This is a genomic window from Pseudomonas koreensis (assembly GCF_025447595.1).
Lineage (GTDB): Bacteria > Pseudomonadota > Gammaproteobacteria > Pseudomonadales > Pseudomonadaceae > Aquipseudomonas > Aquipseudomonas koreensis_H.
The window spans coordinates 160,648-181,772 of record NZ_JAOEJU010000002.1 but is presented as its reverse complement, the minus strand read 5'-3'; the positions used below and the strand labels follow the sequence as shown (position 1 = coordinate 181,772).

The window sequence follows — 21,125 nt, the reverse complement described above, 5'->3', positions numbered from 1 at the left end:
CATGATCCTATATATGACAAACTAAAAAATGGCCGTCTCTATGAACATTAACTACCACAAACAATCGAGATCAACTTCTGGTATGTAATTTGCTTTCAAGGATATGTATTTCGCTCGGGACGCCTCTATGCTCCATTCCCACCTCACCACCCTCAACGCCGTCTCCCTGGTGCTCAACACCTTCCGGGATCAAGGCCTGTCCAGCGACGCACTGCTCGCCGGCAGCGGTATCAGCGCGGCGGATCTGAGCCGGGCCGACACCCGCATCACCACCAATCAGGAGATGCAGGTCTGCGCCAACGCGGTCGCGCTCAAGCATGACATCGGCCTGGAACTGGGCCGGCGCATGCACGTTTCCTGCTACGGCATTCTCGGTTACGCGCTACTGACCTGTGCCACCTTCGGTGACGCTTTGCGGCTGGCGATCCGTTATCCGGCGCTGCTGGGAACACTTTTCGAACTGAGCCTGGAGGACGACGGCGAGCGTGTCTGGTTCGTCGCCGCCGACTACCGCGAGAGTCCGTCAATGGCAGTGTTCAACGCAGAGTTCTGTCTGGTGTCGCTGAAAGTCATCTGCGACGACCTGCTCGGTCATCCACTGCCACTGCTCGCCACCCGCTTCGAACACTCCGCTCCGGATTACCGCGACAGCTACGCCGAACACTTCAAGGCGCCCCTGCAATTCGGCGCCAAGGACAACGCCTTCGCCTTCGACCCGCGCTGGCTCGATCAGCCGTTGCCGCTGGCCGACATCATTACCCACCAAGCCATGGCCGAACGCTGTCGCAAGCAGAACACCGAGTTCACCGGCCGTCAGGCGTGGCTCGGGCGCATCCGTCAATTGCTCAGCGCGCAACTCAATGCCGCGCCGGGGCTGGAAGGTCTGGCGCAACAAATGAACTGCTCGCCGCGCACCTTACGCCGGCATTTGAAGGACATGGGTTGCAGCTATCAGGAACTGCTCGACGAACTGCGTTTCGAACGGGCCAAGCAGATGCTTTGCGAAGATCAGCTGCCGATCTACCGCATCGCCGAAACCCTCGGTTTTAGTGAGACCGCGAGCTTCCGCCATGCCTTCGTGCGCTGGAGCGGCGTGGCTCCGAGTCAGTTCCGGCCACACGGTTAAACCGTCAAGGGGCGATATCAGGTCAGTATTTTTGGCCACATCGATCCCCTTTTGGCCTCTCTGGCCGTTCTCCGATTCGCCCCGCGCCGCAACACTGGAGCCAACCGAATCAGCCCCTGCGGAGAACAACAAATGCTGACGATCTACTCTGACGATCACCACCTGCACCATGGCCGCTGCGAATTGATCGACGGGCAACTCAAGCCTTGCTTCGAGATGCCTTCGCGCGCCGACCACGTGCTGCAACGGGTGAAAAATCAAAACCTCGGCCCGGTCGAGGCACCGAAGGATTTCGGCCTCGGGCCGATCGAGCGCATTCACAGCCGCGACTACCTCGACTTCTTCAAAGGCGCCTGGGCGCGCTGGACCGAATTCAATACCGACGGCGACTTGCTGCCTTACACGTGGCCGGCGCGCACGCTGCGTCAGGTCAAACCGACCAGCCTGCACGGCCAGCTCGGCTATTACAGCTTCGACGGCGGCGCACCGATCACCGCCGGCACCTGGCAAGCGGCGTACAGCGCAGCGCAAGTGGCGCTGACCGCACAAGCGGAAATCCAGCGCGGCGCCCGTGGTGCCTTCGCCCTGTGCCGTCCACCGGGACACCACGCGGCCGGCGATTTGATGGGCGGTTATTGCTACCTCAACAACGCCGCCATCGCCGCTCAGGCATTCCTCGATCAGGGCCACAAGAAGGTCGCGATCCTTGACGTCGACTACCACCACGGCAACGGCACCCAATCGATTTTCTACGAGCGCAGCGACGTGCTGTTCACCTCGATCCACGGCCACCCGGAAGCGGAATTCCCGTTCTTCCTCGGCTACGAAGACGAACGCGGCGAAGGCGCCGGTGAAGGCTTCAACTTCAACTACCCGCTGCCGGCCGGTTCCGGCTGGGATGTCTGGAGCGCGGCGCTGGATCAGGCCTGCCAGGAAATCGACAACTACGGCGCCGACATCATCGTCGTGTCGCTGGGTGTGGACACCTTCAAGGACGATCCGATCTCGCAATTCAAGCTCGACAGCCCGGACTACCTGGCCATGGGCAAGCGCATCGCGGCCCTCGGCAAACCGACCCTGTTCGTCATGGAAGGTGGCTACGCGGTGGAAGAAATCGGCATCAACGCGGTGAACGTGCTTGAAGGTTTCGAACAATGAGCAGACTCAAGCACCTCATCGCGCCAGCGTTGTGCGCGGCGCTGCTGAGCAGCGGCGCCCACGCGGAAGAACGCACCCTGCGCGTCTACAACTGGTTCGACTACATCACCCCCAAGGCACTGGAAAATTTCAAGGCGCAGAACAGCCAGACCAAACTGGTCTACGACATCTTCGACACCAACGAAGCACTGGAGGCCAAGCTGCTGACCGGCAACTCCGGCTATGACGTGGTGGTGCCGTCCAACGTGTTCCTCGCCAAGCAGATCGAGGCCGGGGTGTTCCAGCCGCTGGATCGCAGCCAGTTGCCGAACTGGAACCACCTCGACCCGAAACTGATGAAGCTGATCGAGGCCAATGATCCGGGCAACAAGTTCGCCGTGCCGTACATGTACGGCACCATCCTGATCGGCTTCAACCCGGCCAAGGTCAAGGCGGCGCTGGGCGACAACGCGCCGGTGGACAGCTGGGACCTGATCTTCAAGGAAGAGAACATCAGCAAGCTCAAGCAGTGCGGCGTCGCCCTGCTCGACTCGCCGTCGGAGATCCTACCGCTGGCCCTGCAACACCTAGGCCTGGATCCCAACAGCAAGAACCCGGCGGACTACGCCAAGGCTGAAGCGCTGCTGATGAAGATTCGCCCGTACGTGACCTACTTCCATTCGTCCAAGTACATGGCCGATATCGCCAACGGCGACATCTGCGTTGCGGTCGGCTATTCGGGCAGCTTCTCGCAAGCCGCCAACCGCGCCAAGGAAGCGAAGAACGGCGTGGTGGTCGACATGCGCCTGCCGAAGGAAGGTGCGCCGATCTGGTTCGACATGCTCGCGATCCCGAAAGGCGCGAAGAACCCGCAGGACGCCTACACCTTCGTCAATTACCTGCTGCAACCGCAGGTGATTGCGCCGGTCAGCGATTTTGTCGGTTATCCGAACCCGAACAAGGACGCCACCGCGCAGGTCGACCCGGCGATTCGCAACAACCCGAATCTGTACCCGACCGATGCGGCGATGAATACGCTGTACACCCTGCAACCGTTGCCACGGGATGCGGAGCGGGCACGGACCCGAGCGTGGACGAAGATCAAGTCCGGCACTTGAAACGAAAAACCTGAAACAACAGACCCGCACTCGCGGGTCTTTTTTTGCCTGCGGTAACTATGTATCGCCATCGTTTGTGCGGACCCGGATAGCGTGCGCTTATCCGAGGCGGGTTCCACCCCGTCCTTTCACGACGGGATCACGACATGACGCAAACAGCCGCCGGTGCGCCACCGACTGCCACACCTGCCCTGCTGAATCAAAGCCGACTGGTCGAGCTGTCCAGCCAGGGCACCACCTTGAATCAGGCTGCCTCGGCGCTGCTGAGGCAGGTACTGAATGAACGCTACCCCGATCTGCGACTTGATCCGGACCGGACGATGATCGCTACCCCGATCTGGACCGATGACGATCAATCACCCACTGCAGCAGGCCTGACATTTGAATCGTTGACCCATGCGCTCGTGCGCCACAGCTTCGACAAGACCAGGGCGGATCTGATCGAAGGCGAGCATTTCCTGACCGTGACACCGTATGCCAACCCGCCGACCCACCTGGCCGTTGGCATGGACGAAGTGACATCGCTACTGAACGATCACGGAGCCTTCTTCTTCCTCGCATTCGCGCAGCAGCAACTCGACTACTGGAATGAAACCGCCACGGACCGTCCTCGCTGGGAAGAACTGTCCGACGCCTTGAAAAACGCCCTGGATGTGCAATCAGCCACTGGCTGGAATACCGAAGAGTGCGCTCTGGCCCGGCAGGTCGCACAACAACCCGAACAAACCCTTCGGCAGACAACCCACGACGGTTTCAGCCACATCCGTGCATGCCTGCTGGACATCGATCTGGTCAATGGCACAGACGTTTCCCATCTGGTGATCTCCAGTGCGATTGTGCTGACCGCTACGTTTCAACAGCGCGAGCTGACCCTTATGTACACGATCGGCGCCAGCTACGAGTCCTTCCCGTCTCTGAAGGCATTGGGCGAATCCCTGCCGGAGCGTTTCGCGCTGCAATGGGGCACGCGAACACTCGAATGGCGACTGATCGAGCCACAGGAAAACATTTTCGACAGCTGCGCCTGGGCGTTGATCAACAGTCAGCTGGATGCCATCAAGGCGCTGGACCCGGCCACGCCTCCGATTGCCCTGCCTGAGAACACCAAGACCTCAGGAAATCGTCATTGGCACACAAGGGAGCGGGCCCGGCTCGACCGGCTCGAACAGGCCATTCCCGATTGGCTGCATGCCGGGTCGATCAGTGATTTCCAGACCTACAGCCGCCATATCGCCGAACTGGGTCGATTACGCGAAGAAGAAAAAGCGGACGGCGTGCAAGAAGCCGACCTGCCCGATATCAAGTCTTACGCTCAGCGCCAGATGCATGATGCGATTGTCGCCGACAAGGCGACACAGGGTGCCGCCTCTCTACCCTTGGACGACCTGTGGATCACAGTCACCAATAGCATTGAGGTGGCGGGGCTGGTGCTGCCGAATCCTCTGGATCAGGTACGCCAGAACCTCGGCGAATTCGCTCTGCAGAACACCCCGCCGTATCAAGCCAGCCTTGCGTTCGACGATGGCCGCACGGTGCCACCATGGCTGACAGTCGACTACCTGACCGGCATCGCCGAGCAGGTCGACATCGGGAAACATTATCCGAGAATGGTCAAAGACTCATTGATCGACGATCCGGAACAGTCCGCGCACCACCGGGCTCGCTACAGACTCCAGCTACCGGTTCTGCTGCCATTACTGGCACTTGAATGCAAACTCCGACATCGAGGGCGCGTCGATGAACGAGGCTATTCCTGTATCGCCCGGTTGATGGCATCGATCACCGGCGGGCAGCCCGACAGCGAACACCCGGTCACCCTGCGCCCGCTGGCATTCATGCCTCGGCATCGTCCGGGCCATTCGCCTGACACTGTCACCAACATGTACATCATCGGGACAAGCGATCCGGACGGGGGTCCTTGTCTGCTTTACCGGCCATTGCTCGAGCCGCCATTGATGCAATTCGCCTCTGCGCAAAACCTGCTGTACGCCATTTACCAGCCCGGAGAGCTGAGGGAGTCGGTACTGGCCTGGTTGCCCGGTCAGGCCCTGAGTTTCGAATATGCCCAGTACGTATTCTCCACAGGCATACCCTCACCCTGGATCATTCCCCAACTGGCGTTCGAGCCTTTCATTCACCTTGATTTGACCGGGCCGATCGAGCTGACGAACGCCCCCATGAGCGGCGATGTCCTGACGGCACTTTACGATGCCAACTGTCAGGCGCTGGCCGAGCTCGCCGACCGCCAATCCGTTTCCAACGCCGAACGCCGCCGAACCCTCCTGGCGGACAGTGGCTGGGCGCTGTTCGGTGTGGCGTCGAACTTTATCGGCGGTTCGGCGGGTACCGCGCTGTGGGTCTGGCAGACCCTTGATCAGATCCAGAACACCATCGATGCAAATGAACAGGGCAATACGCTCGTGGAATGGCGGTCGACGGGAGACATTCTGGTGGCTCTCGGAATTCTGCTTACCCAGCACGTCGCTGCCCGCCGCAACCGCTCGCCGCGTACTCTGCTGACGTCCCTTGCCACCCACCCCGAGCCGCCGGGAAAAATCCAGACCCTGACCACCGTCCAATTCTCGAAACCGCCCGCCCTCCCAACCATCAACTTCGATGCGAATACCGTCACCGATCAGATTCCCCTGCCACATTTGACAAGCGTCGAACCGCAGACACTGGCGCGACCAACGAGCGGTTCCGCCTTCATAGCCATGCTGGAACGCTTCCGGACTGCTGAACCGGATGCTTCCGCTCGTGCAATGTCCTCGCAAAGCCACCTCTATACCCTCGGAGAAAAATCCTTCGCTCAGGTCGGAGCACGCTGGTTTCAGGTTGCTGTCACTGAAGACGAGCCAGTCTGTATCGTCGATCCCGCCAACCCCTTGCGCACGGGCCTGGCCATCCGCTATGACGAGGCCTCCGCTCGATGGCACTGGGACCCGAGACTGCGCTTGCGCGGTGGTGGCCCCAAGGGCCGAATCAAGGCGCTGCAACGGGCCAAGGTGCAAAACAGGGAAAAAGCCTGGGCGGCACTGCACCAATTCATCGAAGGGGAAGCACAACGCAAACTCGAAGTACGCAAAGCGTTGCTCGATCTGCCGCTGCATGACACCGAGAGCGAGTTCGAAGTCCGGGCCCGGCTCTATCTGACCAAAGCTGGCGCGCTGGGCGAAGGTTACACCCAGGCCCTTGAGCAACTTGAAGCCTGGCGCGAGGCAGGAGGCGGAGGCGTATTCCATCAGTCGCAGTTGTTGCGCATGACGGCGGAGCAGCACCGTTGCCTGGGTGGGTCACTGCGTTTGCAGATGCGCGTATACGCGCAGATGACCGAAAAATTCGTCACCGGAGCCCATAACCCTGCTCCGGTACCACGCCAGGAACAGATCGATATTGCCACCCGGGCCACCGCATTGAGCGACGAGATGATCTCGCGACAGCAGTTGCTGCGTCACTCTATGGAAACACTGAGCCAGCACTCAGGTTTGGCGGCCAAAGTGGCCCGTAATCTGGAACGCTTGTTCCCGGCGTTCACCGAACTCGATCTCAAGGCCAACGAAATCAGCATGTCTTACGAACGATGTGTACGCGAACAACCCGGCGCGGCCATGGAGGATGCCCGGATAGCCATCAGCGCCCTCACCGACAGCGCCTCGAATGCGAGTCATGAACTGATCTCCCTGACAAAGCTCAAGCCCTCCGTCGATGCACAGGCCACCCGGATCGAGCGTCTGGAGCGCTTGAGCGACCGCTTCGCCAGCCTCGAACAAGAGCTGGAACAGCTTCCGTCAGCCTACCCCGGCCAACTTGTTCAGATCCGGCTTGACCGGGTACGCGATCTGGTCGGCGAATTCCGTGCACTGGCCGGCAGATGCCTGGTCGCTGAACTTCCAGAACGCGAGGAGCAGCCCGCCCACGTCAGTCCAGAGCCGAAACCATCCACTTCGCAGGCCAGAGTCAGGATCAGCAAAACTCGCCCCCGGCAAAGTGCAGGCGAAATCGCTAGCCCGGAGGAAACCAGCGACGCCATCGAGGAAATTCCCTTCATCAAATTGACGCCGGCGCGTCCGCGCAAGGTATCCGATGCCGTCGATGTTCTTGCGGCGGCGATGGAATCCAACCTGAAAGTTGACGAATTCAACAAAAAGACCCGAGACGACGCCAGGCGTGCCGGTCGAATCCCGGCGGACATTCGCGACATCTTCGAACAGCAATCGACCAGACTTCTGCAATTGGCCAGCGATGTCGACAAGACTCTGGAGGCACAACGCAAGGCCGGGCAGTCGCCCTCCCCCGTAGCCTCCCTTGCCCAGGAATTACGAGACGGCGCCAGACGAACCCAAGCCGAGGGCATCCAGTCCTATGCTGCGATGCTCAAGCTGCGCAAACCAAGGGAAACCTACCTGCGCTGGCTGCATGACCATGGGCAGATCGACGTGGTCAAGGATGAGCGTGGCCGCATTCGTACCCGGCAACGCGGGGACTATTTCCAGGAGTATCGGATTCTCGATAAATCCAGCGACAACAAAACGCTCTGGGTTGCGCATTTTCATTACGACAGCCGAACCGACCCCGACGAGCAGTACACGGCAGCACATCTCAAGTTCGAAGAAAGCTATCTGCAAACCTTCGATCCCAAGACACGTCAGGCGCTGAATACTTTCGACGCCGTTGATAACGCGCTACGGAAAATCGTCGACCCGGCGGTTCGGGATCTGTTCCTCAAACCTTGAGGCGCTGCGTCATGTTGCTCACTCTCGCCAGGCGAGTCGCAAGCGTGCCAGCGCCGACTCGATCGCTCGCTCCGGTACTGCGGCAAATCCCAGCACCAGGCCGGCGCGCTGATCGATCGGGGTCGTCGAGTGCGGCAGCCAGTATTTGCTCAAGCCATGGATCTCCACCTCCACGCTGGCGGCCTGCTCGATCAATTGTTGTTCGCGGCCCACACTGTCGACCGCCACGGTGAGATGGAGTCCGGCCGACACCGCCGGCAGCTCACCCACACCCGCCAATCCGCGCGGCCAACCGTTGATCAGGGCGTTACGCCGACTCAGCGCTGCCCGGCGCATGCGCCGGATATGCCGTTGAAAGTGCCCGGCCGCCATAAACTCGGCCATCACCGCTTGAGTACTCACTTCGGAATGCCGGACATCCACCGCACGCCTTTGCGCAAAGGCATCCACCAGTCCCGGCGGCAACACCAGATAACCCAGCCGCAGCGCCGGGAACGCGACTTTGCCGAAAGTGCCGACGTACAACACGCGACCCTGGCGGTCGAGCGCAGCCAACGGGGCCAAGGGCGCACCGGTGTAGCGATACTCGCCGTCATAGTCGTCCTCGACGATCCAGCCGCCGGTACGCTCGGCCCAGGCCAGCAGTTCCAGCCGTCGGGCCAGGCTCATCACCACCCCGGTCGGGTATTGATGAGACGGCGTGACATACGCCACCCGGCAATCTTCGGCGGCCGCCAGTGCCGCGCAGTCGATGCCCTCTTCATCCACGGCAATGCCATGCAATCGACCACCGGCCAGCGCGAACGCATGACCCGCTGCGCGATAGCCGGGATTCTCGATGCCCACCCCGGCGCCCGGCTCCACCAGCAACTGTGCACAAAGGCTGATTCCCTGTTGTGCGCCACTGGTGATCACAATTTGCTCAGCGGAGCACTGCATGCCGCGCGAACTGCGCAAATATGCGGCGATCAGGCCGCGCAGGCGCGCATCGCCCGCCGGGTCGCCATAACACAGTTGCTGCAAATCGGGTTTGCGCCAGAACGCCGCGTTCAGCTTGGCCCAGACGTCGAACGGGAACAAATCGAACGCCGGAACCCCGACCCGGAATGCTCGCGGCGGACCGCTCGGTGGCGTTGGTAAATGGTTCTGCTCAAGCCGCTGCAATGCACCACTGTGGATAACTTTGCTGGATAAATTCCCAGTGGAATTGGGCGAAATTGTGGATAAAGCTGTGGGTAAGCCTGTTGAAAACCCTGTGGATACTTTTGTGGATAATTTTTTCGCTGGTGTCACCGATTGCGGCAATTGCGCCACATAAGTGCCATCCCCGACCCGGCCTTCGATAAAACCTTCGGCATACAGCTGATCGTAGGCACGCACCACGCTGTTGCGTGAAATCGCCAGCGCCGCGGCCAGATCTCGACTCGCCGGCAAACGTGTTCCGCTGGCCAGACGTCCATCAAGCACCCGCAGGCGTAATGCCTGATAGAGCTGACGGCTCAGGCCTTTGCGGCGATCAAGTTCAATGCCAGCAGGGTTGAACGGCAGCGACAGCGTAGTCGAATCGGGCATGACAATGGACCTATGAAATTGGTCATCAATGGCTCTTACAACAGACCAATAGCCTGCCTACGATGCTGGTATTCGCCAAGGAAATTTTCTCCATGTACACGCCCCGCGCCTTTGCCATCGATGACTTGTCCCAACTGCACGAACTGATCCTCGCCACCCGTCTCGCCATCCTGGTAACCCATGGCGAACAAGGCTTGCAGGCCAGTCATGTGCCGGTGTTGCTGCATCGCGAACAAGGTCCGAACGGCACGCTGTACGGGCATCTGGCCAAGGCCAATCCGCAGTGGAAAGACCTGCGTGACGGCGCCGAAGCGATGGTGATTTTTCCCGGTGCCGATGCCTACGTCAGCCCGGGCTTTTACCCGAGCAAGGCCGAGCACGGCAAAGTCGTACCGACCTGGAACTACGTCGCCGTACACGCCTATGGCCACGCCGAAACCTTCAGCGATGGCGGTCGGCTGCTGGACATCGTCAGCACCCTGACTGATCGCCATGAAGCGGGCCGCGCCGAGCCCTGGTCCGTCGACGATGCTCCGCCCGATTACATCGACGGCATGCTCAAGGCCATCGTCGGGTTCGCCATTCCGATCGACCGGCTCGAAGGCAAGCGCAAGCTCAGCCAGAACCGCAGCGCCGAAGATATCGCCGGCGTGCGCGAAGGCCTGGCCGCCAGCCCCGACATCAACGATCAAACCCTCGCTCACTTGATGCGTTAAGGAAATCACCATGAGTCAGATCGACATCCGTCCGGTCAGCGCCGCCGATCACGCCGCCTGGCTGCCGCTGTGGCAGGCCTACCTGCGCTTCTACAACACTGAATTGCCGGACGCCGTCAGCCAAAGTACCTGGCAGCGCTTTCTCGACCCGAACGAACCAACCCACGCCTCTCTCGCCTGGGCCGACGGCAAAGCGGTGGGCATGGTGCATTTCATCTACCATCGTTCGAACTGGAGCATCGAAAACTCCTGCTACCTGCAAGACCTGCTGGTGGAGCCGCAAACCCGTGGCACCGGCGTCGGTCGCCTGCTGATCGAACACGTCTACGCCACGGCCAAGGCCGACGGTTGCTGCAAAGTGCACTGGCTGACCCACGAAACCAACACCACGGCGATTCAGCTCTACGAGCGCATCGCCGAGCGCCCGGGATTCATCCAGTTTCGCAAAGCCATTTAAGGACCCATGTGCATGACGATTTCTCTCGCTGACTGGAAAGGCGTGCCACCGCCTTCAACCACCCTGATCGAAGGTCGCTTCATCCGCCTCGAAAAACTCGACCCGGCGCGCCACGGCGACGACCTGTTCAATGCCCTGCAAGGCCCCGGCGCCGATCCTAAACTCTGGGATTACTTGCCCTACGGCCCGTTCCCGGAGCGCAGCGCTTTCAATGACTGGCTGAACAACCACGCGGCCCACAGCGATCCGTATTTCTTCAGCGTCATCGACAGCGTCAGCGGCCAGGTGCAAGGCATCCTCAGCCTGATGTCGATTGTCCCGGCCCAGGGCCGCATCGAAATCGGCCACGTCACCTTCGGTGCGCCGATGCAGCGCTCGCCGAAAAGCACCGAAGCGGTCTACCTGCTGGCCAAGGAATCCTTCGCCCTCGGCTATCGCCGCCTCGAATGGAAATGCAACAACGGCAACGCCCGGTCCAAATATGCGGCCGAGCGGCTGGGCTTCAGCTTCGAAGGCGTGTTTCGCCAGCACATGGTGGTCAAGGGCCAGAACCGCGACACCGCGTGGTACTCGATCCTGGACTCGGAATGGCCGGCGATTGCGGCGGGGTTCGAACGCTGGTTGAGCGATGAGAATCAGACGGCGGATGGGCAGGTGAAAGGGTTGGTTGAGTGCCGCGGTTGAGCCATTGAACTTAAAAGAGCGCAGCCTGTGGCATCTCATTCAAGCGATGTCCAAGGCTGCGATTTCGACTCTTCGCCACCGTCGAATCTGCAATGAATTGCAGATGAATGTCCAAATCTGAGGCCTGAACTGCAAAAGAATGCACATAGGCCAGACATCATTCTGTAAAAACCCTCCGCTATACAGGACGCCCCGCTTATAACAAAAAGGACGTTCACCTCATGCCCTTCCCGCCCCAGCGCCTGTCGCTTGCCATTGCCTTGCTGATCGCCACCAGCGCCGTCCACGGCAAGACCGTGCAGATCGACACCGCCACCACCGCGGCGCAGACACTGGGCGGCAGCGACACACTGACGATTTCGGCGCCGGGCAGCATTACCAACAGCGGCAAGGCTGTGAGCCTGAAGGACAAGACCAGCGGGGTCGGCGTGATTATCGATAACGCCGGCAAGATCATTTCCAGCGGCGGCCGGGCCATCGACAGCAGTGGCGACCTGACACAGGCGCGCAACTACGCCCTCTATAACCGCAGCGGCGGGCAGATTCTCGGCTCCAACGACGCGATTCGCATCGACAGCAATTTCGTCAGCGGCAGTCTGTTGATCGACAACAGCGGCACCATTCGCTCGACCACAGGCCAAGGGCTGGACCTGGACGCGTTGCGCAGCGACGGGGTGAAAACCACGATCATCAACCGTGCGGGCGGACTGATTCGTGGCGACGCCAGCGACGGCATGAAGACCGGTGCCAATGCGACTATCAGCAACTATGGCGAGATATCCACTGGCGACTCGCACAACGCCGATCAGAAGTTCGACGGCATCGATATCGACACCGCGACCGGCGTCAGCGTGACCAACCACGGCGTGATTTCCGGCGGCCGCCACGGCATCACCACCGACCTTGGCGCGACGCTGGTCAACTACGGGCAGATCACCGGGCGCAACGGCTCCGGTTTCGGTTCCGATGGTGACGGCACGGTGATTAACCACGGCACCATCACAGGCGCCTATTCCGGGTTGCAACCCAACGGCGACGGCGACGGCGTGGACATCGACAAGATCGCCCACATCGAAAACTACGGCACCATTCAGGGCGTCGGCGCCGGTGGTGTGGACAAAGGTGGTTTCGCCAATGGCAGCGAAGGCATTGCGCTGGGCGGCGGGTACATTCTCAACGCCAAGGATGCGCTGATCAGCGGCGCCAACAGCGCCATTCTGGTGGACGACGGCAGCGGCGGTTCGGGACTGGCGGCTACCACGCTGGAGAACTACGGCACCATTCAAGGGCTCGACGGTTTCGGGGTGAAGTTCGTCGGTGAGTTCGCCGACAACGTGATCAACGGCGGCACGATCAGCGGCAGCAACGGCCTGGCGCTGGACCTGGGCGGTGGCAACGACAGCCTGACCCTGCGCAACGGCAGCCGCTTTGTCGGCGTGGTCGATGGCGGCACCGGTTACGACCGGGTAGTGATGGACGACGCGGCGGGCGGCAGCTTCGGTGCCAGCCGCAATTTCGAATGGCTGGAGGTCAAACAAGGCGCCTGGACCCTCACCGGCAGCGGCGACTTCAGCGACGGCGGTGCCGTGCGCAACGGCGCCACACTGATCAATCAGGGCGGTATCGCCGGCAACCTGACCGTGGACGCCGGTGGTGTGTATGCGGGTGGTGGTTCGGTAGGCAACCTCAACGTCAATGGCACGTTGCGCACCGACACCCGCCTCGGCACCGCGACCGTCGTGCATGACTTGAACATGGGCAGCGCATCCACCCTCGCCTACGGCGTCAACGCCGACGGCAGCAGCGCGCCGGTCCAGGTCGGCGGCACGGCCAACCTCAATGGCGCGACGCTGGCAGTCAATCCCGGCAGCGGCACTTATCCGTGGCAGAGCCATTACACGGTGCTGCAGGCTGCGCGGGTCAACGGCACGTTCGGCGCGGTCACCAGCGACTACGCGTTCCTCACCCCGACCCTCGCTTACACACCGACTCAAGTCGACCTGACTTACACCCGCAATGACGTGGCGTTCAATGAGTTCGCCACCACCGGCAACGGCAGCAGCGCCGCCAACAGTCTGGCCTCGATCGGCAAGAACAATGCGCTGTACAACGCCTTGCTCAACACCACTCAAAGCAGTGCAGGCGCGGCCATCGAGCAATTGGCCGGCGCCAGCAACGCCAACCTTACCAGCGCCACCCTCGGCGCCAGCAGCCAGGTCGGCAGCAGCATGCTCTCGGCGATGCAGCAAATGGGCGGCAGCGCTGGCTTGATGGTCGGCCTCGATCAGCGTGAGACACCGATCCTCGCCACCAACGGCGTACCGTCCGAAGCGCGAAACCTGAATGACCCGAACGCCCGGGGCCGGCTCTGGCTGCAGGCCATCGGTGGCTACGGCAAGCTGGATGGCGAACACGGCAGCAGCGGTCTGGAACAACGCACCAAAGGCAGCGTGCTCGGTGCCGACTGGGCACTCAATCCACAATGGCGTCTGGGCGTGCTCGGCGGCTATTCGAAGACTGACCTGGACGCCACCGGCTTCGACGGCAATGTCGAGAGCTGGCACGCCGGCGTTTATGCGCTACATCAAAACGGCCCGATCGCCTTGCGCCTGGGTGCGGCGTACAGCGGCCATCAGGGCGAAAGCAAGCGCACCATCGCGTTCAATGGTTTCAGTGATCGTCCCAAAGGCGATTACGACGCCGACAGCCAGCAAGCCTTCGCCGAACTCGGCTATGCCATGGGCACTGGCCGAATGAGCGCCGAGCCGTTCGCCAGCTTCGGCTACCAGCGCTATCACCGCGACCGCTATCAGGAAAAGGGCGGCGCTGCGGCCTTGCAGGTCGACAGTCAGACCCAGGACAACTTCAGCAGTACCTTCGGCCTGCGCCTGGCGCACCTCAGCTCGCTGGACAATGGCATGAGCCTGACCCCGCGCATGGCCGCCGGCTGGAAGCACACCTACGGCGATGTCAGCAGCTCGACCCGTCAGGCCTTCGTCGTTGGCGGCACGGCGTTCAACGTCGATGGCAGTTCACTGGATCGTGACAGTCTGGTGCTGGAAGCGGGGCTGGATCTGGGCATTTCCGCGCGGCATACGCTGGGGCTGGGATACAGCGGCGAGATTGGCAGCAACAGCCGCAATCACGGGTTGATCGGGCAGTGGCAGATGAGTTTTTGAGATTTCGCCAATCCGGATTTCAGCGGGTGTTGTAGGTAAAGGCGTCTGGTCGATTGGGTAATCATGGCGTGTTCATTACTCGCCAGCGACCGGGCTACAAAAGCAGACGCCATCACCTGCATCCGACTCGGAATTGCCCGGCATCGGCGCACCCGCCTCGACTTTTACAGTTTGGCCTCATTTCACCTGAGACGAACTGAATGCCCATTCAATGCAAATACAAGCTCCAACATCTTGTCCTGGCGGTTGCGCTGGCAGTCGGTTGTGTAGAAATATCTCTGGCGGAGCAGTCGGAGCCCGACGCGCCCGTCATGGACGAAGTGAAACCCAAGCCTGCGCGCAAGAAGAAAGAAAAACCTGCTCCGCCCAGCCTCGCTCCAGAGCCACTGCTTGCAGAAAGTATTGCTCCCCCGCCAGAAACATTTCCGGTCAGCACCGAGATTCCAGCGGTACCCCTTCCTGCACCCGATGACATTCCCACCGAGAAAGTCGCCACGACAGAGAGCGGCAGCGCGCTCGAAGAAAGCCTGGAAAAACCAGCGCCCTTACCGGAACCCGTTCTGGCCGAAACGCCCGCAGCTAAACAAACTCAAGTGGTAGACCCGTCACCGTCAACGGACGCCCCTCCACCACCGGGCAACTCAGCCGTTGCGGCCCTGCTCGCTGCCGACGAAACCACGGCCGCCCTTGCCCTCGATCAACTGGCCGGCGGCAGCAACGCCAACCTCGCCAAGGCCACCTTGAGCAGCGTCACACCGGTCAGCGCCAGCCTGCTGTCGGCCATGCACCAACTCGACAACCTGCATGACACCCAACCAAACGCACCCCGCCATGCAGCCGGAAACGCCGAGAGCGGCAGGGTCTGGCTGCAGGCCCTCGGCCACAGCGGGAAACTGGATCGTGATGTGGAGCCCATGCAGCATTCCACCAAAGGGTTGCTACTCGGTGCGGACTGGCGCCTCAATGAAGCATGGCGCCTGGGCTTGATGGGCGGCACCTCCGACACGCGCATAGACAGCAAGGAGCTGGACGGCGACCTCGACAGTTGGCACCTCGGCGCCTACGCCTTGCGCCAGACCGGTCCGCTGTCACTTCGGTTAGGCGCAGCCTGGAGCCGTCATGAAGGCAGTACCCGTCGCAAAGTCGAGTTCGGTCGCTTCCACGACCGACTCAAGGGCAACTACCAGGCCAGCACCCAGCAAGCGTTCATCGAGTCGGGATATAACCTGGGTCGGGCCAACGTCAGCATCGAGCCATTTACCAGCCTCGGCTATCAACGCTACCAGCGCGACGGCTACACCGAAAAAGGCGGGGCGGCTGCGCTCAAGGTGGATGATCAATCCCAAGGCAACTTCAACACCACCGTCGGCCTGCGCATGGCGAAAGTCAGCACGCTGGATAACGGCATGCGCCTCACGCCACGATTCAGCGCAGGATGGAAGCACCTTTACGGCGAAATCTACACCAGCACCCGCCAACGTCTGGTTACCGGCGGCCGTGACTACACCGTTTATGGCGCAGAGCTGGATCGCAACAGCCTGACGCTCGACACCGGTCTTGATCTGGCCGTCTCGTCCAGCCACACACTCGGTGTTGGCTTGTCGGGTGAGATCGGTACGGACAGCCGAAACCACGGCGTATCCGGCCAGTGGCGAATGGCGTTCTGAGTCCAGACTGGGTGCTGCCGCACGTTGCGGCAGCAACCTGAAAGCAAAAAAAAGGGGAGCACATGCTCCCCCGAGGTTTAAAGCGTTGTATCGAGGCCGTTATCTCAGCCTTCGATCTCGATCAGGATTTCGCCCGGGTTCACCCGGTCGCCCTTGGCAACATGGATAGCGGTGACCTTACCGGCAATCGCGGCCTGAACTTCGGTCTCCATCTTCATCGCTTCGGTGATCAGCACGGCCTGGCCCGCCTTGACGGTGTCGCCTTCCTTGACCAGCACATCGACGATGTTGCCCGGCATGGTGGTGCTGACGTGGCCTGGTGCCGAAGCCTGCTTGCGCTTGCTGCTGCCGCCGCCGACGAATTCGTTGAGCGGTTCGAACACCACTTCTTCCGGCATGCCGTCGATGGACAGGTAGAAGTGACGCTTGCCCTCAGCCTTGACCCCGACACCGGTGATGTCCACGCGGTAGGTTTCGCCGTGGACGTCGATGACGAACTCGGTTGGTACGCCTTCGCCGCCGGCCGAAGCCACCTTGCCCGCTTCCGGGATCGGCAGCAGCACTTCCGGGGTGAGGGTGCCAGCGGCACGCTCTTCGAGGAACTTGCGACCGATGTCCGGGAACATGGCGAAGGTCAGCACGTCTTCTTCGGACTTGGCCAGAGCGCCGATATCGGCACGCAGCTTGGTCATTTCCGGCTTCAGCAGATCGGCGGGACGTACGTCGATCACCTCTTCGCTGCCGATGGCCTGACGACGAAGTTTTTCGTTTACGGTACCCGGCGCCTTGCCGTAGCCGCCCTGCAGGTAGAGCTTCACTTCGTTGGTAATGGTCTTGTAGCGCTCGCCGGCCAGCACGTTGAAGAACGCCTGGGTACCGACGATTTGCGAAGTCGGGGTCACCAGCGGCGGGAAACCGAGGTCTTCACGCACGCGCGGAATCTCCGCCAGCACTTCGGCCATACGGTTCAGAGCGCCCTGCTCTTTCAACTGGTTGGCCAGGTTGGAAATCATCCCGCCCGGCACCTGGTTGACTTGAACGCGGGTGTCGACGGCAGTGAATTCGCTTTCGAACTGGTGGTATTTCTTGCGCACAGCGTAGAAGTACAGGCCGATCTCTTGCAGCAGCTCCAGGTTCAGGCCGGTATCGAACTCGGTGCCTTTGAGCGCAGCTACCATCGACTCGGTGCCTGGGTGGCTGGTGCCCGAAGCGAAGCTGGAGATCGCGGTGTCGATGTGGTCGGCACCGTTTTCAATTGCCTTGAGCTGGCACATCGCTGCCAGGCCGGCGGTGTCGTGCGAGTGAATGAACACTGGCAGCGACTGCTCGGCTTTCAGTGCACGCACCAGTTCGCCGGTAGCGTATGGGGTCAGCAGACCGGCCATGTCCTTGATCGCCACCGAGTCGCAACCCATGGCTTCCATTTGCTTGGCCTGGGCGACGAACGCGTCGATGGTGTGCACCGGGCTGGTGGTGTAGGCGATGGTGCCCTGGGCGTGTTTGCCGGCAGCCTTCACCGCTTCGATGGCCACGCGCAGGTTACGCACGTCGTTCATCGCATCGAAGATACGGAACACGTCGATGCCGTTGACCGCGGCCTTGGCGACGAACGCCTTGACCACGTCATCGCTGTAGTGGCGGTAGCCCAGCAGGTTCTGGCCGCGCAGGAGCATTTGCAGACGGGTGTTGGGCAGCGCGGCGCGCAGTTGGCGCAGACGCTCCCATGGATCTTCCTTCAGGAAACGCACGCAGGCGTCGAAGGTCGCGCCGCCCCAGCACTCCAGCGACCAGTAACCGACCTTGTCGAGCTTGTCGCAGATCGGCAGCATGTCCTCGGTGCGCATGCGGGTGGCGAGCAGCGATTGGTGAGCGTCGCGCAGGATGGTGTCGGTTACAAAAATCTTTTTAGTCATTGTTCTATTCCTCACAGGCCTGCGTGGGCGGCGATGGCGGCGGCGATGGCCAGGGCCAGCTCTTCGGGTTTGCGCTTGATCGAGTAGTTGGTCAGTTCAGGGTGGCTTTCAACGAAGCTGGTATTGAACTGGCCGCTACGGAATTCCGGGTTGCGCAGGATTTCCTGGTAGTACGCGGCGGTGGTCTTCACGCCTTGCAGACGCATGTCGTCGAGGGCGCGCAGGCCACGATCCATGGCCTCTTCCCAGGTCAGCGCCCAGACCACCAGTTTCAGGCACATCGAGTCGTAGAACGGCGGGATGGTGTAGCCGGTGTAGATCGCCGTGTCGGTACGCACGCCAGGGCCGCCGGGGGCGTAGTAGCGCGTAATCTTCCCGAAGCTCGGCAGGAAGTTGTTTTTCGGGTCTTCGGCGTTGATCCGGAATTGCAGGGCAAAACCGCGATGCTGGATGTCTTCCTGCTTCACCGACAGCGGCAGGCCGGAGGCGATGCGGATCTGTTCGCGGACGATGTCGATCCCGGTGATTTCTTCGGTGATGGTGTGTTCCACCTGCACCCGGGTGTTCATCTCCATGAAGTAGACCTCGCCCTCGGCGAGCAGGAACTCCACGGTGCCGGCGTTCTCGTAACCCACGGCCTTGGCTGCGCGCACCGACAGGTCGCCGATGTAGGCCCGTTGTTCCGGGGTCAGCTGCGGGCTCGGGGCGATTTCGATCAGCTTCTGGTTGCGGCGCTGGATCGAGCAATCACGCTCGAACAGGTGCACGACGTTGCCGAAGCTGTCGCCGAGGATCTGCGCTTCGATGTGTTTCGGATTGACGATGCATTTTTCCAGGAACACTTCCGCCGAACCGAAGGCCTTGGTGGCTTCGGAAATCACGCGTGGGAAGTTCTGTTCGAGTTCTTCACGGCTGTTGCAGCGACGGATACCACGACCGCCGCCACCGGAAGTGGCCTTGAGCATCACTGGGTACCCGATGCGATCGCCCTCGCTCAACGCTTCTTCGATGCCCGAAACGTTGCCTTCGGTGCCCGGCGTGACCGGCACGCCAGCCTTGATCATGCTGCGGCGCGCTTCGGTCTTGTCGCCCATGCGGCGAATGACTTCCGCCGACGGGCCAATGAATTTGATGCCGCGTTCGGCGCAGATGTCTGCCAGTTCGGCGTTTTCCGAGAGGAAACCGTAGCCGGGGTGCAGCGCATCGCAGCCGGTTTCCACGGCCAGGTTCACCAGCTTGCGCGGGTTCAGGTAACCGGCCAGCGGCTCGGCACCAATGCTGTGGGCCTCGTCCGCACGCTTCACATGCAAGGCATGCCGGTCAGCGTCGGAATAGATCGCGACCGAGCGGATGCCCATCTCGGCGCAGGCACGCACGATTCGTACGGCAATCTCACCACGGTTGGCGATCAGGATCTTTGTTATCACTTGGAGGTTCCCTTGAGCCGGTGGCACCACGACCTGCTAGACCCAGGTCGGCACGTGACCAAATGTTTCAATCTGGTCTCGGCTCTACACTAGCGCTGCCAAGGGATTAACAAAAATGAATAAAAATTGGGTCAGGCATAAGTAAAGACTTATAGTCAACGCATCAGCCCGCGGCCAGAGTCGGTAGAAAATGCGTAAGTCCTTGATGCGTATGACATTGCGTCAATTGCAGATCTTCAACGAAGTGTGTGATTTGCGCTCCTACAGCCGCGCTGCCGAGGAAATGTCGCTCACACAACCGGCCGTCAGCCTACAGATTCGTCAGCTCGAAGAGCTGATCGGCCAGCCGTTATTCGATTATGTGGGCAAAAAACTCTACATGACCGAAGCGGCCGAAGCACTCCAGCGTGCCAGCCGGGACATCTTCGGCCGGCTGGAAAACCTCGACATGCAATTGTCGGACATGCAGGGTTCGCTGCAGGGCCAGTTGAAGCTGGCGGTGGAATCCAGCGCCAAATACTTCGTGCCACACCTGTTCGCAGCGTTCAAGCGCCAGCATCCGGAAGTGAATCTGCAACTGACGGTGGTCAACCGTGGCCAGGTGATTCGCCGACTCTCCGACAACCGCGACGATCTGGTGATCATGTCGATGGTGCCGCAGGACATGGGCCTGGAGTTCCTGCCGTTCCTCAACAACCCGATCGTCGCCGTGGCGCGGCCGGATCATCCGCTGGCACACATGGGCCCGCTGCGCTTGCAGGATCTGGAACCTTACACCTTGCTGATCCGCGAACCCGGTTCGGGCACGCGACTGGCCTGCGAGGAGTACTTCAAGGAGAAGCGCGTGCACTTCACCCAGACCCAGGAAGTGGCGTCGGCCGAAGCCCAGCGTGAATGCGTGGTGGCGGGTCTGGGCCTGGCGCTGTTGACGCGCCACGCCCTGAACCTGGAGCTGGCGACCGGCGGCCTGGTCGAGCTGCCGGTCGAAGAGTTGCCACTGTTTCGCAGCTGGTGCCTGGTGCAAGCCAAAGCCAAGCGGCTGTCACCGGTGGCGCACGCCTTCCTGGCGTTTATCCGCAGTGAACGGGTGCAGATCAGCGCGCTGGTTGAGCGCTTCGACGGGAAGCTGCCGGTGCTGCCTGCCAGTGATTGATGTCCTCGGGAAAATCGCCGATTTCGGCCTGAAGCTGGCGAAGTTCGAAGCGATCTTCGATGGCGCGGCGAAATTCCATGCGGCGCTGGTCTTCCTGCTGACGGCGGGTTTTCGCGGCGCTGTTGCGTTCTTCGTAAGGCTGAGCCATTTCGAGTCTCCCAAGGCGATTACGGGAGTTTCACGATAGGCCCGGGGGATGACGGTTTGGCTGCGAGGGGATGACAGTGCCATGAAACTTGCAAA

The 21,125-nt window shown here is 61.2% G+C and carries 14 protein-coding genes; 10 read left to right on the top strand and 4 right to left on the bottom strand.

Features of this window, described 5'->3' with window-relative positions:
* The first annotated feature begins 127 nt into the window (after nucleotides 1-127).
* From N8H71_RS04600 to N8H71_RS04585, 4 genes are all read left to right on the top strand, one after another.
* Nucleotides 128-1,126, top strand: coding sequence for an AraC family transcriptional regulator (locus N8H71_RS04600; RefSeq protein ID WP_262193105.1), 999 nt, complete (start codon nucleotides 128-130; stop codon nucleotides 1,124-1,126).
* Between the two features lie 132 nt (nucleotides 1,127-1,258).
* Nucleotides 1,259-2,284, top strand: coding sequence for a histone deacetylase family protein (locus tag N8H71_RS04595; RefSeq protein ID WP_007954279.1), 1,026 nt, complete (start codon nucleotides 1,259-1,261; stop codon nucleotides 2,282-2,284).
* Entirely contained in the window at nucleotides 2,281-3,381 is a 1,101-nt protein-coding gene (locus N8H71_RS04590) for a polyamine ABC transporter substrate-binding protein (RefSeq protein ID WP_262193104.1), read from the top strand. The genes N8H71_RS04595 and N8H71_RS04590 overlap by 4 nt, the downstream gene beginning before the upstream one ends.
* Before the next feature lie 146 nt (nucleotides 3,382-3,527).
* On the top strand, nucleotides 3,528-8,114 hold the full coding sequence (locus tag N8H71_RS04585; protein WP_262193103.1) for a dermonecrotic toxin domain-containing protein: 4,587 nt from the start codon (nucleotides 3,528-3,530) through the stop codon (nucleotides 8,112-8,114).
* Nucleotides 8,115-8,132: 18 nt separating this feature from the next.
* Here the strand turns inward: N8H71_RS04585 and N8H71_RS04580 are convergent, their stop codons facing one another.
* Nucleotides 8,133-9,686, bottom strand: coding sequence for a PLP-dependent aminotransferase family protein (locus tag N8H71_RS04580; protein WP_262193102.1), 1,554 nt, complete (start codon nucleotides 9,684-9,686; stop codon nucleotides 8,133-8,135).
* Between the two features lie 92 nt (nucleotides 9,687-9,778).
* Between N8H71_RS04580 and N8H71_RS04575 the strand changes: the two genes are divergently transcribed.
* The 5 genes from N8H71_RS04575 to N8H71_RS04555 all read left to right on the top strand — a co-directional run bounded on the left by N8H71_RS04575 (nucleotide 9,779) and on the right by N8H71_RS04555 (nucleotide 16,389).
* Nucleotides 9,779-10,402, top strand: a complete 624-nt coding sequence (locus N8H71_RS04575; RefSeq protein ID WP_262193100.1) for an FMN-binding negative transcriptional regulator — start codon at nucleotides 9,779-9,781, stop codon at nucleotides 10,400-10,402.
* 10 nt (nucleotides 10,403-10,412) lie between these two features.
* Nucleotides 10,413-10,859, top strand: coding sequence for a GNAT family N-acetyltransferase (locus N8H71_RS04570; protein ID WP_262193098.1), 447 nt, complete (start codon nucleotides 10,413-10,415; stop codon nucleotides 10,857-10,859).
* 12 nt (nucleotides 10,860-10,871) lie between these two features.
* Nucleotides 10,872-11,543: a GNAT family N-acetyltransferase gene (locus N8H71_RS04565; RefSeq protein WP_262193096.1), complete on the top strand. Its 672-nt coding sequence runs from the start codon at nucleotides 10,872-10,874 to the stop codon at nucleotides 11,541-11,543.
* A gap of 221 nt (nucleotides 11,544-11,764) precedes the next feature.
* The gene (locus tag N8H71_RS04560; RefSeq protein WP_262193095.1) at nucleotides 11,765-14,722 is read left to right on the top strand and encodes an autotransporter outer membrane beta-barrel domain-containing protein; all 2,958 of its coding nucleotides are present in this window, start codon (nucleotides 11,765-11,767) and stop codon (nucleotides 14,720-14,722) included.
* Between the two features lie 311 nt (nucleotides 14,723-15,033).
* On the top strand, nucleotides 15,034-16,389 hold the full coding sequence (locus N8H71_RS04555) for an autotransporter outer membrane beta-barrel domain-containing protein (RefSeq protein WP_347710518.1): 1,356 nt from the start codon (nucleotides 15,034-15,036) through the stop codon (nucleotides 16,387-16,389).
* A 104-nt stretch (nucleotides 16,390-16,493) separates the two neighbouring features.
* Here N8H71_RS04555 and oadA read toward each other — a convergent pair whose 3' ends face one another.
* Nucleotides 16,494-18,302 (bottom strand): sodium-extruding oxaloacetate decarboxylase subunit alpha, encoded by a 1,809-nt coding sequence (gene oadA / locus N8H71_RS04550; RefSeq protein WP_115079749.1) that lies wholly within the window; start codon nucleotides 18,300-18,302, stop codon nucleotides 16,494-16,496.
* 11 nt (nucleotides 18,303-18,313) lie between these two features.
* Nucleotides 18,314-19,729, bottom strand: a complete 1,416-nt coding sequence (locus tag N8H71_RS04545) for an acetyl-CoA carboxylase biotin carboxylase subunit (RefSeq protein ID WP_007954255.1) — start codon at nucleotides 19,727-19,729, stop codon at nucleotides 18,314-18,316.
* Nucleotides 19,730-19,919: 190 nt separating this feature from the next.
* Between N8H71_RS04545 and N8H71_RS04540 the strand changes: the two genes are divergently transcribed.
* Nucleotides 19,920-20,882, top strand: a complete 963-nt coding sequence (locus N8H71_RS04540; protein ID WP_007954252.1) for a LysR family transcriptional regulator — start codon at nucleotides 19,920-19,922, stop codon at nucleotides 20,880-20,882.
* On the opposite strand, the gene N8H71_RS04535 is transcribed toward N8H71_RS04540, so the two are convergent.
* Nucleotides 20,824-21,030 carry a PA3496 family putative envelope integrity protein gene (locus N8H71_RS04535; RefSeq protein WP_007954251.1) on the bottom strand — a complete coding sequence of 69 codons (207 nt, stop codon included), beginning with the start codon at nucleotides 21,028-21,030 and terminating at the stop codon, nucleotides 20,824-20,826. The genes N8H71_RS04540 and N8H71_RS04535 overlap by 59 nt on opposite strands.
* Nucleotides 21,031-21,125: the final 95 nt, after the last annotated feature.

Excerpts from the sequence above, each read along its gene's own strand:
- N8H71_RS04555 (WP_347710518.1), top strand. The coding sequence starts at position 15,034 with ATGGACGAAGTGAAACCCAAGCCTGCGCGCAAGAAGAAAGAAAAACCT.
- N8H71_RS04560 (WP_262193095.1), top strand. The coding sequence starts at position 11,765 with ATGCCCTTCCCGCCCCAGCGCCTGTCGCTTGCCATTGCCTTGCTGATC.
- N8H71_RS04585 (WP_262193103.1), top strand. The coding sequence starts at position 3,528 with ATGACGCAAACAGCCGCCGGTGCGCCACCGACTGCCACACCTGCCCTG.
- N8H71_RS04575 (WP_262193100.1), top strand. The coding sequence starts at position 9,779 with ATGTACACGCCCCGCGCCTTTGCCATCGATGACTTGTCCCAACTGCAC.
- N8H71_RS04565 (WP_262193096.1), top strand. The coding sequence starts at position 10,872 with ATGACGATTTCTCTCGCTGACTGGAAAGGCGTGCCACCGCCTTCAACC.
- N8H71_RS04590 (WP_262193104.1), top strand. The coding sequence starts at position 2,281 with ATGAGCAGACTCAAGCACCTCATCGCGCCAGCGTTGTGCGCGGCGCTG.
- N8H71_RS04580 (WP_262193102.1), bottom strand. The coding sequence starts at position 9,686 with ATGCCCGATTCGACTACGCTGTCGCTGCCGTTCAACCCTGCTGGCATT.
- N8H71_RS04535 (WP_007954251.1), bottom strand. The coding sequence starts at position 21,030 with ATGGCTCAGCCTTACGAAGAACGCAACAGCGCCGCGAAAACCCGCCGT.
- oadA (WP_115079749.1), bottom strand. The coding sequence starts at position 18,302 with ATGACTAAAAAGATTTTTGTAACCGACACCATCCTGCGCGACGCTCAC.
- N8H71_RS04595 (WP_007954279.1), top strand. The coding sequence starts at position 1,259 with ATGCTGACGATCTACTCTGACGATCACCACCTGCACCATGGCCGCTGC.
- N8H71_RS04570 (WP_262193098.1), top strand. The coding sequence starts at position 10,413 with ATGAGTCAGATCGACATCCGTCCGGTCAGCGCCGCCGATCACGCCGCC.
- N8H71_RS04540 (WP_007954252.1), top strand. The coding sequence starts at position 19,920 with ATGCGTAAGTCCTTGATGCGTATGACATTGCGTCAATTGCAGATCTTC.
- N8H71_RS04600 (WP_262193105.1), top strand. The coding sequence starts at position 128 with ATGCTCCATTCCCACCTCACCACCCTCAACGCCGTCTCCCTGGTGCTC.